The sequence below is a fragment of the Geodermatophilus sp. DSM 45219 genome, assembly GCF_900104025.1.
GTDB lineage: Bacteria > Actinomycetota > Actinomycetes > Mycobacteriales > Geodermatophilaceae > Geodermatophilus.
The window spans coordinates 808743-823157 of record NZ_FNIQ01000001.1; the positions used below are offsets into that span (position 1 = coordinate 808743).

A 14415-nucleotide genomic window follows, 5' to 3' on the forward strand; every position below is an offset into this window, starting at 1 on the left:
GGGCGGGGTATGTCGACCGAGACCGAGCCCGCGCCGTCGTTCCGGCGGGCGGTCGTCCTGATGACCGCCACGAGCTTCCTGGTGCCGGCCGCCGGGGTCGTCACGGCGCCGGTCCTGGCCCGAGCGCTGGACGTGGCCGGGCGGGGTGAGCTCTCCGCGGCCCTCGCCCCCGCCACCCTGATGCTGGCCGTCGCCACCCTGGGCCTGCCCGACGCGTTGACCTACCACGTCGCCAAGCACCCCGGGATCGCGCGGCCGGCCGTGCTGTGGGCCGGTCTGGCGACCGGCGTGCTCGGCATGCTCTGCACGCTCAGCGTGTGGGCAGCGCTGCCGTTCCTCTCCGCCGGGGACCCCCGTCTGGGTGAGCTGATCCTGCTCGCCACGGTGCTCACGCTCCCGGCGCTCGTGGTGGGGGTGTTCCGCGGAGCCGCGACGGGGCGGCAGATGTGGGGCGCCGTGGCCGTGGAGCGGTTGGTCAACTCCTCGCTGCGGGTGGTGCTCCTCGGGGGGCTGTGGCTGGCCGGGGAACTGACCGTGTTCGTCGCCGTGCTGGTGAGCACGCTGACACCCGTCGTCGCCGGTCTGTCGTACTGGCGGCTGCTCACCCGCCCGCCGACGGAGGACCCCGCGCCGCCCTCAGGACGCCGGACGGCGCGGACGCTGCTGTCCTTCGGCGGTCGGGTGTGGCTCGGGTCGGTGGCGAGCATGCTGCTGGCCAGGTTCGGCTTCCTCTTCATGGCGCCGTTGTCCAGCGTCGAGGACCTGGGTCTCTACACGGTCGCCTCGACGGTCTCCGACCTCCCGCTGGTGGTCGCGCTCGCCATCCAGGGCACCCTCTACGGCGTCGACAGCAGGTCCCGGGACGCCGGCCGGCTGACCGCGACGAGCCGCGTCACGCTGCTGGTGGGGCTCCTGGGGTGCGTCGTGCTGGGCGCCACGCTGCCGCTGTGGATCGGTCCGCTGTTCGGCGAGGAGTTCACCGCTGCGACCGTGCCGACGATCATGCTGCTGGGATCCGCGCTCATCTGCATCCCAGGCCTGATGGCGGCCGCCGGCGTCGCGGCCTGGGGGCGGCCGGGACTGCGGAGCGCCGGTCTGGCGGTCGCGCTCGTCGCGAGCGCCTCGACGTTCCTGCTGCTGGTGCCGGTCCTCGGCGTGTACGGCGCCTGCTGGTCCAGCATCGCCACCAACGTCGTCCTGACCGGGTTCATGGTCACCGCGGCCTCCCGCGTACTGGGTGTCCGGGCCACCGACTTCCTCGTCCCGCGGGTCGCGGATGCGCGGCTGGCAGTGGCGGAGGGCGCCCGGCTGGTCCGCCGACTGCGCCCCGGCCGGCGACGCGCCGGGGTGGTGGCAGCGCCTCCCGGCCGCCAGGAGCAGCGGTGACCGCGCCGCCGGCCACGCGCGCGTTCCGGCGCCTCAGCGTGGTGATCGCCAACCACGACTACGAGCGCTACGTCGGTGCGGCCATCGAGAGCGCGTTGGCCGTCGAGTGGGACGACGTCGAGGTGGTGGTCGTCGACGACGGCTCGACCGACGGCTCGGTGGAGGTCATCCGGCGCTACGCCGACCGGGTCCAGGTCCTGGAGACCGAGAACGCCGGCCAGCGGGTCGCCGTCCACCGCGGCTACACGCGGACCACCGGGGACGTCGTCGTCTTCCTGGACTCCGACGACGTGCTCCCCCCGGACCTCGCCGTCCGGCTGGCCCAGGTCTGGGGCCCGACGGTGAGCAAGGCGCAGTTCCGCATGCAGCGGACGACCGCCGACGGTGCTCCGGTGGGGACGCCCTTCCCGGCCTACCGCCGCGTGCCCACACCGGAGCAGATCCGCTCGTGGGCCGGGGCGACCACCGCCTACCCCACCCCGCCCGGGTCGGGGAACGCCTACGCGCGGTGGTTCCTCGACCGCGTCCTCCCCGTGGGACCGGAGCTGGGCCGCGCCGCGGACTCGGCCTTCCTCGCCGCGGCCCCCTTCCTCGGCGACGTCGTGACGGTGCCGGAGGTGGTCGTCGGCTACCGGCAGCACGGGGCGAACGACAGCGACCTGCTGCGCGACGCCGAGCGCTTCCCGCGGGAGGTGGTGCGGGCCCGGCAGCGGTGGCACTTCGCGCAACGAGTAAGCGGCGGCGAGGTCGACGACCGGCCGCTGTTCCGCAGCCGCGAGCTCCTGCAACTGCGGGTGGCCGCCCGCCGGATGGCCCCCGCGGCGCGACCCCTCCCCGGCGACGGCTTCGCCCGGCTCCTCTGGGACGCCCTGCGCGCTCCCCTGCACACCGGGCCCGAGGGCCCGGGCACCCGCCTGGCGGTCACCGCCTGGTGCCTGGCCACCCTGCTGACCCCCCGCGCGGTGGCCCGCCGGCTCGTCGCCCTGCGCTACGGCCGGCGGGGCTGAGCCCGGTGCCGGCGGTCAGCCGGCCGGGTCGGCCGCGGGGACCGGGATGTCGAGGACCCGCTCGGGGGTGAAGCGCCGGCGGGCGACGTCACCGGCGGCGCGGAGGTTGCCGCGGAGCCGCTCGCGCCGCCAGGCGGCCTCGGGCCCCCGCACCGAGCGGACGGCGTTCTTGGCCACCCGGAACACCGTCTCGTGCACCGTCAGCCACAGCGGGAAGCTGCCGACGTGGTGCAGGTACGCCGGGTTCATCACCTGCGAGTAGCCCAGCCGCTCGTGCGCCACCCGGCCCCCGGACTTCACCCCGCGGTGGACGACCACGCAGTCCTCCACCCGTGCCAGGACGCCGTGGCGCATGGCCCGCCGCGCGAAGTCGTGGTCCTCCAGCCACGAGTACAGCGGCAGGCGGGCGTCGAACCGCTGCCCCGCGAGCGCGTCGGCCCGGAAGGCGAAGTTGCACCCGTACAGCTCCCGACTCGTCGTCCACCGGCCGCTCGCCGGCTGGGCCCAGGAGGCGGCGAGCGCGGCGTCGGCCGCGTCCCGGGGGACGGCGTCTCCGGTGGCGCCGTCCACGAGCACGCGACCGGTGAGCGCGACGACACCCGGGTGGCCGTCGAGGAAGGCCAGGCCCTGCTCGAGGTAGTCCTCGCGGACGACGGCGTCGTCGTCGAAGCAGAAGACGTGCGTGGCGTCGGGGACGGCGTCCAGCCCGGCGTTGCGCTGCGCGGCCAGCCCCCGGTCGTGGACGACGACGGCCCTCTCCGGCAGCGGGGTGGCCGGCAGGCTCGCCGCGTCGGGGACCGAGACCACCAGGGTGAAGTCCTGCCGGGTCTGACGGGCGAGGTCGGCGACGACCTCGCCGAGGAGCTGGGGGCGTCCGGCCGAGGCCAGCAGGACGACGACGCGGCGGCTGGCAGCTGACACCGGGCCTCTCCTCTCCGGGCGGGGGCGTCCCGGGGCATTGTGCCGTGCCCGGGCAGGGGCGACGGCCGAGCGTTCGCCGGCCGGTCCCAGGTCGGCCGGGCATCATGTCGGCGTGCCGAACCCGACCAGCGCCGACGGCGTCCGAGTGACCCTCGTCCACGAGCGCTTCACCGAGTTCGCGGGTTCGGAGGCGGTGGTCGAGCAGCTGGCGCTCGAGTGGCCGCAGGCACCGATCCTGGCGCCGATCGGGCTGCCGGGCGTGCTGCCGCCCGCGCTGGAGGGACGGCTGCGCACCACCGCGCTGAGCCGGCTGCTGCGGGGCTCCACCTACGCCCACCTGCTCCCCGCCCTGCCGGTGGCGATGCGCCGGCTGCCGGTCCCGCCGTCCGACGTCGTCATCGCCTCGCACCACGCGTTCGCGACACAGGTCGTGCACGCCACGTCCGCGCCGGTCGTGGCCTACGTGCACTCCCCTGCGCGCTGGGTGTGGGACCCCGCCATGCGCGCCGGCGAGGTGGGCGGGCGCCTCGGGGAGACGGCGCTGGCCGCGTTCTCGACCGGCTACCGGCCACTCGACCGCCGCGCCGCCGCCCGGGTGCGCACCCTGGTCGCGAACTCCCACGCCGTCGCGGGGCGCATCGCCGACTGGTGGGACCGCGAGGCGGTCGTCGTGCACCCGCCGGTGGACACCGGCTTCTACACGCCGGACGACACGGTGGAGCGCGAGGACTTCTTCCTGCTCGCCGGCCGGCTGGTCCCCTACAAGCGGCCCGACCTCGCCGTCCGCGCGGCCGAGCGGGCCGGCGTCCCGCTGGTCGTCGCCGGGGAGGGTCGCTCGCGGGCCGAGGTCGCGCAGCTGGCCGGTCCGGGCACCCGCTTCGTCGGCCGGGTCGACGACGCGGGGCTGCGCGACCTGTTCCGGCGCTGCCGCGCGCTGCTCATGCCCGGGGTGGAGGACTTCGGCATCGTGCCGGTCGAGGCGCAGGCCTGCGGCGCGCCGGTGGTCGCGGTCGACGCCGGCGGTGCGCGCGACTCGGTGCTCCCCGGCGTGACCGGCGAGCTGGTCCCGGCGGTCGGCCCGGACGAGGAGGTGGCGGCCTGGGCGCGGGCGCTGGGGTCCTTCGACGACGCCGCCTACGACGCCCGCCGCACCCGGACCCACGCGGAGTCGTTCTCCCGCGCGCGCTTCCGCAGCGCGATGGCCGACGTCGTGGCGAAGACGCTCAGCGCCGGCTGACGCCTCCGGTGACCGCCGCGACGGTCTCGGCCGCCACGTCGTCCCAGGTGCGCGGCGCCCGCCGGGACGACGGGTGGGCGCCGCGGTCGTCCAGGTGCGTGACCGCCGCCTCCGCCCAGGCCGCCACGTCGCCGGCCGGGAGGTGCCGTGCCGCGTCGCCGCTGACCTCCACCAGCGCCGGGTCCAGGGACGTCACCAGCGGGGCGCCGAGGTCGAGGGCCTCCACCGCCGGCAGCCCGAACCCCTCGGCGAGGCTCGGCGCGAGCACCACGGCGGCGTGCTCGTAGCACCACCGCAGGGTCCCGTCGTCCACCCCGACCAGCGGGACGACGCTGCCGGCGGCCACCAGCGCCGGGAAGTGCGGGCCGTACGAGGTGGCCCCCCACGCGGGCGGGCCGACCAGCACGAGGACGGCGTCGGGGCGCTGCCGGACGACCCGCTCCCACGCCGACACCACGACGCCCAGGTTCTTGCGCGGCGAGGGGTCGCCCACGACCAGCGCGAAGGGCCGGCCGGCCACGGCCTCGACCGACACCGGCGCCGCCTCCAGCAGCCGGGTGCCGGTCGCCAGGGGGACGACGGTGCCGCGGGCCGCGCTGCCGGGCTCCCGGTGGGCCAGCCGGGCCAGGGTCGCTGCGCTCACGCAGACCAGCGCGTCGGCCTGCCGGATGGATGCCGCGTAGGGCCGGCGCAGCAGGTGCCGCTTGGCCGGCGGGAAGTCCGCCGGCCGGTCGTAGAGCAGCATGTCGTGGACGGTCAGCGCGGTCCGCGCCGCGACCCCGCGGGGCAGCAGGTGCTTGACCCCGTGGACGACGTCGTAGCGCCGGCCGAGGGTCCGGCCCAGCAGGTACCGCTCGTACAGGGGCAGCAGGGGGTCGGGCACCGCCGGGACCGCCACGACGCGGTCCCCGGCCCCGGTCAGCTCCCCCAGCGGCCCGGCGGCCTGCGGGGAGGTCACCAGGTGCAGCTCGACGTCGTCCCGGCGGTGCAGGGCCCGGGCGAGCTCGACGGTGTAGCGGACGATCCCGCCCCCGCGGCCCTCCGGCGGGACGTGCCCCGCCATGAGCAGCCAGCGGACCGGGCGGTTCACCCCGAGACGTCCGCGGCGGCGGGCCGGCCCTCGACGACGACCACGGTCACGTTGTCGCGCGCCCCCACGCTCTCGGCCGCGGCGGTGAGCGTCGTGGCGGTCTCCTCCACCGGCCGGCCGCCGCCGAGGAGCTCGGCGAGCCGGTCGTCGCCCAGTTCCCCGGTGAGGCCGTCGGAGCAGGCCAGGAAGCGGTCACCGGGCACCACCGGCAGCAGGACGACGTCGGCCTCGGGACGGGGGCCGACCCCGAGGGCCCGGGTGATGATGTGCCGCTGCGGGTGCGTGGCCGCGCCCTCGTCGGTGAGGTAGCCGGCGTCGATCAGCTCCTGGACGACCGAGTGGTCCCTCGTGCACTGCTCCAGGCGGTCCCCGGTCCAGCGGTAGACGCGGGAGTCACCGACGTGGAACACCGCCCACTGCGGCCCCTCGCCCTCGTCCACCAGCGCCACGCCGGCGACCGTCGTCCCCGCGCCGGCCTTGTCCGCGCCGCGGAAGGCGCGGATCTCACCGTCCGCCCGCTGCAGCGCCAGCCGGATCCCCTGCACGGTCGTCGCGCTCCCGCCCGTCAGCGAGCGCAGCGCCTCGACGACCGCCTCCGCGGCGGCCGCGCCCCCGACGTGACCCCCCATGCCGTCGGCGACGGCGAACACCGGCGGGCCGGCCAGGAACCTGTCCTGGTTGTCCTCCCGCTGGCCGACCGCCGTCGCCGCACCCCACGTCAGCTCGACCTGCGGCATCCACACTCCACAACACGCATCGACGACAGGACGACCCGCGGGGAAGGCAGGTGGGGCGAGCTTAGGAGGTCGGCGACACACCGGCAGGACACGCACCTCCGACGGTCCGGTCGCGCCGTGTCCGGACCCGGCCGGGAGGGGGGAATTCCCCCGAACGAGGCCGTCACCCCTCCCCTTCCACCACTACCGTCGGGTGGTGCCCCGCAGGTTGTCCGCGCTCGTCGTCGCCGTGGTCGTCTCTGGGTTCGCCGTGCTGCTGTTGACCGGCGAGTACGCCAGCGACGGCCCGGTGCTGCTGGCCCTGGGCGAGGACCGTGGCGTCCACCTCGGCGACGTCTTCGTCCTCACCGGGTGGGCGCTGGCCCTGCTGGCCGTGGCCCGGCTGCTGGCGGCCGGGCGGCACGGCGACGGCTGAGCCCGGTCAGGCCTGCGCGCCCGGGTCCGGCCACGCCTCCGCCAGCCGGGCGAACCACGCGACCTCCTCGGCCAGCCCCCGGTCCAGGTCGACGGTGGGCCGGAAGCCGAGCTCCACGCGCACCCGCTCGACCCGGCAGAGCACGTCGCCGGCCCGTCTCCCCGGGAGGTGCCGCGGCGGCGGGGGCAGCACCCCCCGCTGCGCGGCCACGGCCCGCCGCACCCGGTCGGCCAGCGCCACCGTGCGCTCCGCCGTCCCGCTGCCGGCGTTGAGCAGCCGGAACCGCTCCCCCGCCGGCGAGACCGCGGGCGGGCTCGCCACGGCACGCAGCACCAGCCGCGCCGCGTCCTCCACGTGCAGGTAGTCGCGCAGCTCGGTGCCGTCGCCGGCGATCGTCGCCGGGATCCCGGCCAGGCCGGCCCGGATGAACGTCGGCACCGCCCACGGCGCGGTCTCCCCCGGCCCGTAGAGGGTGGTGAACCGGAGCACCGTGGCCTCCGGGCCACCGGCCGCGGCGGCGATCCGGAGCTGGTCCTCCAGCGCCAGCCGGGCCGCCGCCGCGGGGTCGTCGGGGGTCGGCCGCACCGACTCGTCCACCGGCGTGGCAGCGGCCCGCCCGTACACGGCCACCGAGCTGCCGAGGACCACGTGGCCCAGCCCGTCGCCGAGCGCGGCCAGCAGTTCCAGCGCCCCGGCCACGTCGACGGCGACGGCGTCCCGCGCGGTACCGGTCGCGGTGGGCTCCCCCGGCCCATCGGGCGCCGACGCCAGGTGCACGAGCTGCTCGGTCCCCGCGGCCCGGCGCGCCACCCGGCGGGCCGCCTCCGGGCGCCACCACTCCGGCTCCTGGACCAGCTCGACGACGCCCTCGCGGATCGCCCGCCGCAGCGGCTCGCGCCACCCCGGGTCCGGGCCGACCACGGTGACGCGGCAGCCGGCGGTCAGCAGCCGGGGCACCAGGGCGGCGCCGAGGAAGCCGGTGCCGCCGGTCACCAGCACCGGCATGCCGCGCAGCCGTGCGCCGTCCGGGTCGGGTCCCCGCACCTGCCACCTCCCACGGCGCGCCCGGCGCACGCCCGTGGCTGCGGGACGTTAGGGCGGCGGGGGCTGCGACGGAACGGTCCGGTCCGCATCCGCGAGGGTCGACCCGCGTGCGCTGACCGCCCGTGCCCGTCCCGCGCCCCGGCGTGTCGCAGCCACCCGTCCGGGTGGCGCCGGCGCGCGCACCCCTCCAGCGGAACGGCGTGGGCGCCGATGGGGTGCGCATGCCCATCGCGCACAACCCGCTCTCCGTGTCACTGCCGGTCTCGCTGCTGTTGCCGCCGGAGGACGACGTCACCAGCCTGCTGCCCGGGCCCAACTCGGTCTCGGCCCATCTCGCCGAGCGCCTGGCCGCCGTGGAGGCCGTCCCCGCGGCTCTCATGGTCGTGGGCCTGCTCCGGCGCGACGACACCTGGCCGATCGCGGTCAGCACGCTGGCCGCCGCCACCTCGGTGGTGGCCCGCTCGCTGCGCGGCGACGACTGGCTGGGCCGCTCCGGCCCCCACGAGTTCGCCGTGCTGCTGAGCGGCAGCGCCGAGGACGCCGAGGTCGCCGCCACTCGGGTGGCCGCCACCATCACCGGCCTGGGGATCTCCGGGCTCGCGGCCTGCGCCGGTGTCGCCGCGCTCGAGCCGGGCGCCACCGCCGCCGAGACGATGCGGCGCGCCGTCCTGTGCCTGCAGACCGCGCGCTCGCGCGGCGCGGGCGAGGTCATCCGCTACCGCGGCACCCGCTGAGCCGACGGTCGTCCGCACCACGGCGGACGACCGTCGGCTCAGCCCCGTCTCCTCCTCCGGCGTCGCCAGGTCCGGAGCAGCAGCCACGTCACGATCGCCAGCAGCGCGAGCCCGGTCAGCCAGCCGACCAGCTCCGGATCGCCACCGAGGCCGGTGGCCTCCCACGCCGTGTAGCCGATCGCGTACCCGAGGACGACGACCAGCAGCACCGGCACGGCGAGGACGAGGACCCCCACGTGTCCTCCTTCGTCGCCGGCGCCCCTCCCGGACGCGACCGGGCACTCAGCGGGTGACGGAGGGTGCGTGCCCGTTCTGCGCGGCCGCCTGCCCGGCCTCCCGCGCGGCCAGCCGCTCGCGCTGCGGGATGACGGTGTACTTCGGGTCCCGTGCGCTGGCCATGCCCGCCTCGTAGACGCCGAAGCGGGTGAGCAGCGACCCGGCCGCGAGCAGCGCACCGGCGAGGACCGCCCCCGCGCGCCGCCGTCCGGCGACGACGGTGAGCGCCGCGCCGGCCGCGGTGCAGGACTTCGCCGCGCGCAGCAGCGTCCCGGCCTTGCCCTCGTGGTACGGCTCGCTGACGATGCCGAACTCGGTCTCGACCCGGTGCATGGCGGCCAGCTCGACCACCGCGCCGGTCACGGCCATCTTCCGCGAGGGCCCGGCCTCCTCGATCGGGCTGATCGCCATCGTGATCCCCCCGCCGGCGGCCATCCCCGAGGCGCCGAAGACGAAGGGCAGCTCCTTGTGGGCGGCGTGCCACGACGGGACGGCGGTGTTGGAGAACAGCACCCCGGTGTAGGTCGCCAGCGGAGCGCCGAACAGCGCGGCGACCACCCCGCCGAAGCGCTTGAGCCGGGGGAACCAGCCGAGCAGCTCCACCGCCGCCGTCGCCCCGGCCGCCGCGCTGAACGGCGCCAGGATGTACGAGCCGATCGACAGCGGGGACGTCGGCTTGAACACCCGCAGCATGTGCAGGAAGCGCTGCGGCCGGCCGAGGTCGTGGATGAGGAACACGACCGAGGCGATGGCCGCGCCACCGGAGACGTACCGCGAGTTGCGGGTGAGCGCCGGCCGGTCGGTGAGGTCGGCCAGCGCCGCCATGATCGACGACGAGCCCGCCGCGCCGCCGAGGAACAGGTACAGCGGCACGTCCGGCGTCTTCCACACCGGCGGCTTGATGATCGGCCGGCCGTAGTACGAGGTGAACTCGGCCTCCTCGACCATCAGCACCTCGCCGCGACGGCCCCCGCCGCCCCGGCGACGACGCCGCTTCTCGCGCTTCTGCGCCGGCGGCCCGTCCGCCCGCCGCCACCCCGCGCCCGGCGTGGTGATGCCCTCCGTCACCGAGGCCTCCTCGACCCGAGGACGGCCGACAGCGCGACCCCGAGGATCATCACCGCGGCCGCACCGGCGGACTTCCACATCGCGGGCAGGTCGCGGGTGGTGACGACCGGGTCCGGCGGCAGGCCGTAGACCTCCGGCTCGTCGAGCAGCAGGAAGAACGCCCCGGCGCCGCCGACGCCGTCGTCCTCGTCCCGCCCGTAGAGCCGGGCGGTCTCCACGCCCTGCGCCTTCAGCGTGGCCAGCCGCGCGTCGGCGCGGGCCTGCAGCTCGTCGAGGTTGCCGAACTGGATCGACTGCGTCGGGCAGGCGGTCGCGCACGCCGGCTGCAGACCGTCGGTCAGCCGGTCGTAGCACATCGTGCACTTGAAGACCCGGCCGTCGTCCTTGCGCTGCTCGATGACGCCGTACGGGCAGGCCGGCACGCAGTAGCCGCAGCCGTTGCAGATGTCGCCCTGGACGACGACCGTGCCGAACTCGGTGCGGAACAGCGCGCCGGTCGGGCAGACGTCGAGGCAGCCGGCGTGCGTGCAGTGCTTGCACACGTCGGAGCTCATCAGCCAGCGGATCTGCTTGTCCGACCCCGACTGCCCGGTCTGCGGGTCGAACTCGCTCAGCGCTTCGGCGTTGAGCACGCTGGACTGCTGCGCCGTCGCCAGGCTGTCGTCGTTCGGACCGTCGGTGACCGAGCGGCCGCTGTCCTGGCGGTCGTCACCGGGCCGGCCGAACGTCGGCATCGGCAGGTCGACGGTGCGGGTCTGCTCGATGAACGCCACGTGCCGCCAGGAGTTGGCCCCCAGCTGGCCGGTGTTGTCGTAGGACATCCCGGACAGCCCCATGGCGTCGCGCACGCCGTGCGCGTCGTCCATCGGCAGGGTGTTCCACTCCTTGCACGCCACCTCGCAGGCCTTGCAGCCGATGCACACCGAGGTGTCGGTGAAGAAGCCCACCCGCGCCGGGTGGTCCTCCTCGTAGCCGGCCTCCCCCTGCACGTCGGGCAGCGGCCCGAACAACCGGTTGTCGGGGTCCCGCCCGGTGAAGGCCGGGCTCGCCGAGCTGATCGAGGTCACGCCGGCCTCCTCTCGTCCGATCCGGTCACAGGGTCGATCCCTCGCCGGCGTCGGCGGCGACCGGGTCGCGGCCGTTCACCCCGACCCGCCCCGAGGGCACACCGGCGCGCTGCCGGTAGGCCTCCACGAAGTCGATGAGCTCGGGGCCGCGCGGGCGCCGTCCCGGCCGGATGTCGGCGGTGCTGACCTTGTCCTCCTGGATGTGGGTGTTCGGGTCGAGCACGATCCCGAGCAGGTCGTTGGCCCCGTCACCGGTCGAGAGACCGCTGTAGGACCAGTGGTAGGGCATCCCGATCTGGTGCACGACCTGGCCGTCGCGCAGCCTGATCGGCCGGATCCGCTCGGTGACGAGCACCTTCGCCTCGATCGCCGTCCGCGAGCTGACCAGCGTGGCGTACTCACCGTTGGTCAGGCCGCGCAGCTCGGCGAGCTCCGGGCTGACCTCGACGAAGAACTCCGGCTGGAGCTCGGACAGGTAGGGCAGCGTGCGGCTCATCCCGCCGGCCGTGTGGTGCTCGGTGAGCCGGTAGGTGGTCACCTGGAACGGGAAGACGTCGGACATCGGCGGGTTCTCCCGGTTCCACGGGCCCTCGATGCGCTCGAGCGTCGGGTTCGCCTGCTGCTTGTACAGCGCGTTCTCGACGACGGACTCCGCCGGCTCGTAGTGCGTCGGCAGCGGGCCGTCGACCACCCCGGCGGGCGCGAACAGCCACGCCTTGCCGTCGCCCTGCATGACGAACGGGTCCGCGCCTCCGATCGCGTCCTGCGCCCGGGCGCCCTCCGGCGGCACGTAGTCAGGACGCTTGGTCGCCTCGAAGTCGGGGTTGTCCAGGCCGGTCCAGCGACCGGCCTCCTCGTCCCACCAGACGTACTTCTTGCGCTCGCTCCACGGCTTGCCGTCCGGGTCGGCCGAGGCGCGGTTGTAGAGGATGCGCCGGTTGTACGGCCAGGCCCATCCCCACTCGGCGGCCACCGGGCCCTGCTCGCGGCCGGGCTTGCGCCGGGCGGCCTGGTTCACCTCGTCGGCGTAGACGCCGGAGTAGATCCAGCAGCCGCACGACGTCGAGCCGTTGTCCTTCAGCTCCAGGTAGCCGGACACCGCGCGCCCGTCCGGGCCGGTGCCGTTGATCTCCCGCAGGATCGCGTCCGCGCTCGGCTCCTGGTCGGGCCCGTGGGTCGGGTAGTCCCAGGTCAGGTCGAGCAGCGGGCGGTCCCGCGGGTCGGTGGAGCCGGCCAGCCGCTCGCGCAGGATGCGACCGAGGTGGAAGTAGAACCACAGGTCGCTCGTGGCGTCACCCGGCGGCTCGACCGCCTTGTGCCGCCACTGCAGCAGCCGCTGCGTCTGGGTGAAGGTCCCCTCCTTCTCCGCGTGCGAGGCCGCCGGCACGAAGAAGACCTCGGTGCCGATCGTCTCGGGCGCCAGCTCCCCGGTCTCGATCTCCGGGGACTCCTTCCAGAAGGTCGCCGACTCGATCATCTGCAGGTCGCGGACGACCAGCCAGTCCAGGTTGGCCAGCCCGAACCGGTTCATCCGCCCGTTGGGGTGGCCGACCGTCGGGTTCTCACCGACCAGGAAGTAGCCGGAGACCTTGCCCTTGATCATGTCGGCGATCGTGCGGTACGAGCTGTGGTCGCCGTCGATCTTCGGGAGGTAGTCGAACGCGAAGTCGTTCTCCGGCGTCGCGGCGTCCCCCCACCAGGCCTTGAGCAGGCTGGTCATGTAGGCGCGCTTGTTGCCCCAGAAGCCGCCCTTGCCGGCCGCGTCGGCGCAGTACTCGTCCAGCGACCCGTGCTGCAGCGCGTGCGGCATGGGCAGGTAGCCCGGCAGCAGGTTGTACAGCGTCGGGACGTCGGTCGAGCCCTGGATGCTCGCGTGCCCGCGCAGCGCGAGGATCCCGCCGCCGGGACGGCCGATGTTGCCCAGCAGCGTCTGCAGGATCGAGCAGGTGCGGATGTACTGCGCACCGACGCTGTGCTGCGTCCAGCCCACCGAGTACACCCACGCCGTCGTCCGCTCGCGGCCGCTGTTCTCGGTCACCCAGCGGGCGACCTGCAGGAACACCTCCGGCTCGATGCCGCAGACCTCGGCCACCATCTCCGGGGTGTAGCGGTCGAAGTGCCGCTTGAGGACCTGGAACACCGACCGCGGGTGCTGCAGCGTCTCGTCGCGCTTCGGCTTGGCCGCGATCGGCGGGCCGCCGCTGCCGGCCGCCTGGGCCTTGTCGGTCTTCTTGATCTCCGGGTCCTGCTCCTTGCGGTCCTGCTCCGCGGCCCCGGCCGGGTCGTCGGAGCCCGAGTGCGGCGGCTCCTCGGGCTCGTACTGCCAGCTGGCCTCGTCGTAGGTGTTGCTCTCCGGGTCGAAGCCGGAGAACAGGCCGTCGAGGTCCTCGGAGTCGACGAACTGCTCGCTCACCAGCGCCGCGGCGTTGGTGTAGGCGACGACGTACTCCTTGAAGTACAGGTCGTTGTCGAGCACGTACCGGATGAGGCCGCCGAGGAAGGCGATGTCCGTGCCGATCCGCAGCGGGACGTGCAGGTCGGCGATCGCGCTGGTGCGGGTGAACCGCGGGTCGATGTGGATCACCTTGGCGCCGCGCGCCTTGGCCTCACTCACCCACTGGAAACCCACCGGGTGGCACTCGGCCATGTTCGAACCCTCGATGACGATGCAGTCGGAGTTCGCGAGGTCTTCCTGGAAGTTCGTGGCGCCGCCACGACCGAACGAGGCACCCAGACCGGGCACCGTGGCGGAGTGCTATATGCGGGCCTGGTTCTCGATCTGGATCGCGCCCAGGGCGCTGTAGAGCTTCTTCATGAGGTAGTTCTCCTCGTTGTCGAGGGTCGCCCCTCCGAGGCTCGCAATCCCCATGGTGCGGTTGACGCGCTTGCCGTCGTTCTCGTCCTGCCAGCCCTTGCGGCGGGCCTCGAGCACGCGGTCGGCGATCATCTCCATCGCCGTGTCCAGCTCGAGGTCCTCCCACTCGGTCCCGAAGGGGCGGCGGTACTTCACCGTCGTCACCCGGGTGGGGCTGGTGACCAGCTGCTTGCTGGCGCTGCCCTTGGGGCACAGCCGGCCGCGGCTGATCGGCGAGTCCGGGTCGCCCTCGATCTGGACGATCTGCTCGTCCTTGACGTAGATCCGCTGCCCACACCCCACCGCGCAGTACGGGCACACGCTCTGCACGACGCGGTCGGCGGTGGCCGTGCGGCTCACCACGTTCTCCGTCGCCTTGCTGCGCGCGGCCGCGCCGCGTCCGAGGGGGTCGGGGCCGGTCAGCTGCCGGAACACCGGCCACGCGTCGAGCCAGGTCTTCACACCGGCAACTCTGCCACTCTCCTGCCGCTCCGGCTCCGTGGGACCCGCCGCAACCAGGGGCAACCGGCCGTTCCCGTTTCCGTTCCGTGACCTGACGGCCGTCGTCGCGCCGTGATC

General features: G+C 74.9%; 12 protein-coding genes and 1 pseudogene. 5 read left to right on the forward strand and 8 right to left on the reverse strand.

Annotated features, from left to right (window positions below):
- Positions 1-9: 9 nt before the first annotated feature.
- Together BLR12_RS03935 and BLR12_RS03940 are read left to right on the forward strand one after the other, a co-directional pair.
- A complete protein-coding gene (locus tag BLR12_RS03935) occupies positions 10-1386 on the forward strand; it encodes an oligosaccharide flippase family protein (RefSeq protein WP_091373638.1) in 1377 nt (458 codons plus the stop codon).
- Positions 1383-2393, forward strand: a complete 1011-nt coding sequence (locus tag BLR12_RS03940; RefSeq protein WP_091373641.1) for a glycosyltransferase family 2 protein — start codon at positions 1383-1385, stop codon at positions 2391-2393. The genes BLR12_RS03935 and BLR12_RS03940 overlap by 4 nt, the downstream gene beginning before the upstream one ends.
- A gap of 15 nt (positions 2394-2408) precedes the next feature.
- Here BLR12_RS03940 and BLR12_RS03945 read toward each other — a convergent pair whose 3' ends face one another.
- Positions 2409-3314: a glycosyltransferase family 2 protein gene (locus BLR12_RS03945; RefSeq protein ID WP_091373645.1), complete on the reverse strand. Its 906-nt coding sequence runs from the start codon at positions 3312-3314 to the stop codon at positions 2409-2411.
- Between the two features lie 112 nt (positions 3315-3426).
- On the opposite strand from BLR12_RS03945, the gene BLR12_RS03950 reads away from it, so the two are divergent.
- Entirely contained in the window at positions 3427-4551 is a 1125-nt protein-coding gene (locus tag BLR12_RS03950; RefSeq protein ID WP_255363271.1) for a glycosyltransferase, read from the forward strand.
- On the opposite strand, the gene BLR12_RS03955 is transcribed toward BLR12_RS03950, so the two are convergent.
- The gene (locus tag BLR12_RS03955) at positions 4538-5641 is read right to left on the reverse strand and encodes a glycosyltransferase family 4 protein (RefSeq protein WP_255363272.1); all 1104 of its coding nucleotides are present in this window, start codon (positions 5639-5641) and stop codon (positions 4538-4540) included. The genes BLR12_RS03950 and BLR12_RS03955 overlap by 14 nt on opposite strands.
- Complete coding sequence (locus BLR12_RS03960; protein ID WP_091373648.1) at positions 5638-6378, reverse strand: PP2C family protein-serine/threonine phosphatase; 741 nt, start codon at positions 6376-6378, stop codon at positions 5638-5640. The genes BLR12_RS03955 and BLR12_RS03960 overlap by 4 nt, the downstream gene beginning before the upstream one ends.
- 196 nt (positions 6379-6574) lie before the next feature.
- On the opposite strand from BLR12_RS03960, the gene BLR12_RS03965 reads away from it, so the two are divergent.
- The gene (locus tag BLR12_RS03965) at positions 6575-6793 is read left to right on the forward strand and encodes a hypothetical protein (protein WP_143018691.1); all 219 of its coding nucleotides are present in this window, start codon (positions 6575-6577) and stop codon (positions 6791-6793) included.
- 6 nt (positions 6794-6799) lie between these two features.
- Here BLR12_RS03965 and BLR12_RS03970 read toward each other — a convergent pair whose 3' ends face one another.
- A complete protein-coding gene (locus BLR12_RS03970) occupies positions 6800-7837 on the reverse strand; it encodes an NAD-dependent epimerase/dehydratase family protein (RefSeq protein WP_091373655.1) in 1038 nt (345 codons plus the stop codon).
- A gap of 221 nt (positions 7838-8058) precedes the next feature.
- Here BLR12_RS03970 and BLR12_RS03975 point away from each other — a divergent pair, with 221 nt between their 5' ends.
- The gene (locus BLR12_RS03975) at positions 8059-8571 is read left to right on the forward strand and encodes a nucleotidyl cyclase domain-containing protein (protein ID WP_143018692.1); all 513 of its coding nucleotides are present in this window, start codon (positions 8059-8061) and stop codon (positions 8569-8571) included.
- A 38-nt stretch (positions 8572-8609) separates the two neighbouring features.
- On the opposite strand, the gene BLR12_RS03980 is transcribed toward BLR12_RS03975, so the two are convergent.
- The 4 genes and pseudogenes from BLR12_RS03980 to fdh all read right to left on the reverse strand — a co-directional run bounded on the left by BLR12_RS03980 (position 8610) and on the right by fdh (position 14298).
- The gene (locus tag BLR12_RS03980; RefSeq protein WP_091373662.1) at positions 8610-8807 is read right to left on the reverse strand and encodes a hypothetical protein; all 198 of its coding nucleotides are present in this window, start codon (positions 8805-8807) and stop codon (positions 8610-8612) included.
- Between the two features lie 46 nt (positions 8808-8853).
- Positions 8854-9915: an NrfD/PsrC family molybdoenzyme membrane anchor subunit gene (gene nrfD / locus BLR12_RS03985; RefSeq protein WP_091373665.1), complete on the reverse strand. Its 1062-nt coding sequence runs from the start codon at positions 9913-9915 to the stop codon at positions 8854-8856.
- Positions 9912-10982, reverse strand: a complete 1071-nt coding sequence (locus tag BLR12_RS03990) for a 4Fe-4S dicluster domain-containing protein (RefSeq protein WP_091373666.1) — start codon at positions 10980-10982, stop codon at positions 9912-9914. The genes nrfD and BLR12_RS03990 overlap by 4 nt, the downstream gene beginning before the upstream one ends.
- A gap of 25 nt (positions 10983-11007) precedes the next feature.
- Positions 11008-14298 (reverse strand): annotated as a pseudogene (gene fdh, locus BLR12_RS03995) (formate dehydrogenase).
- Positions 14299-14415 lie beyond the last annotated feature (117 nt).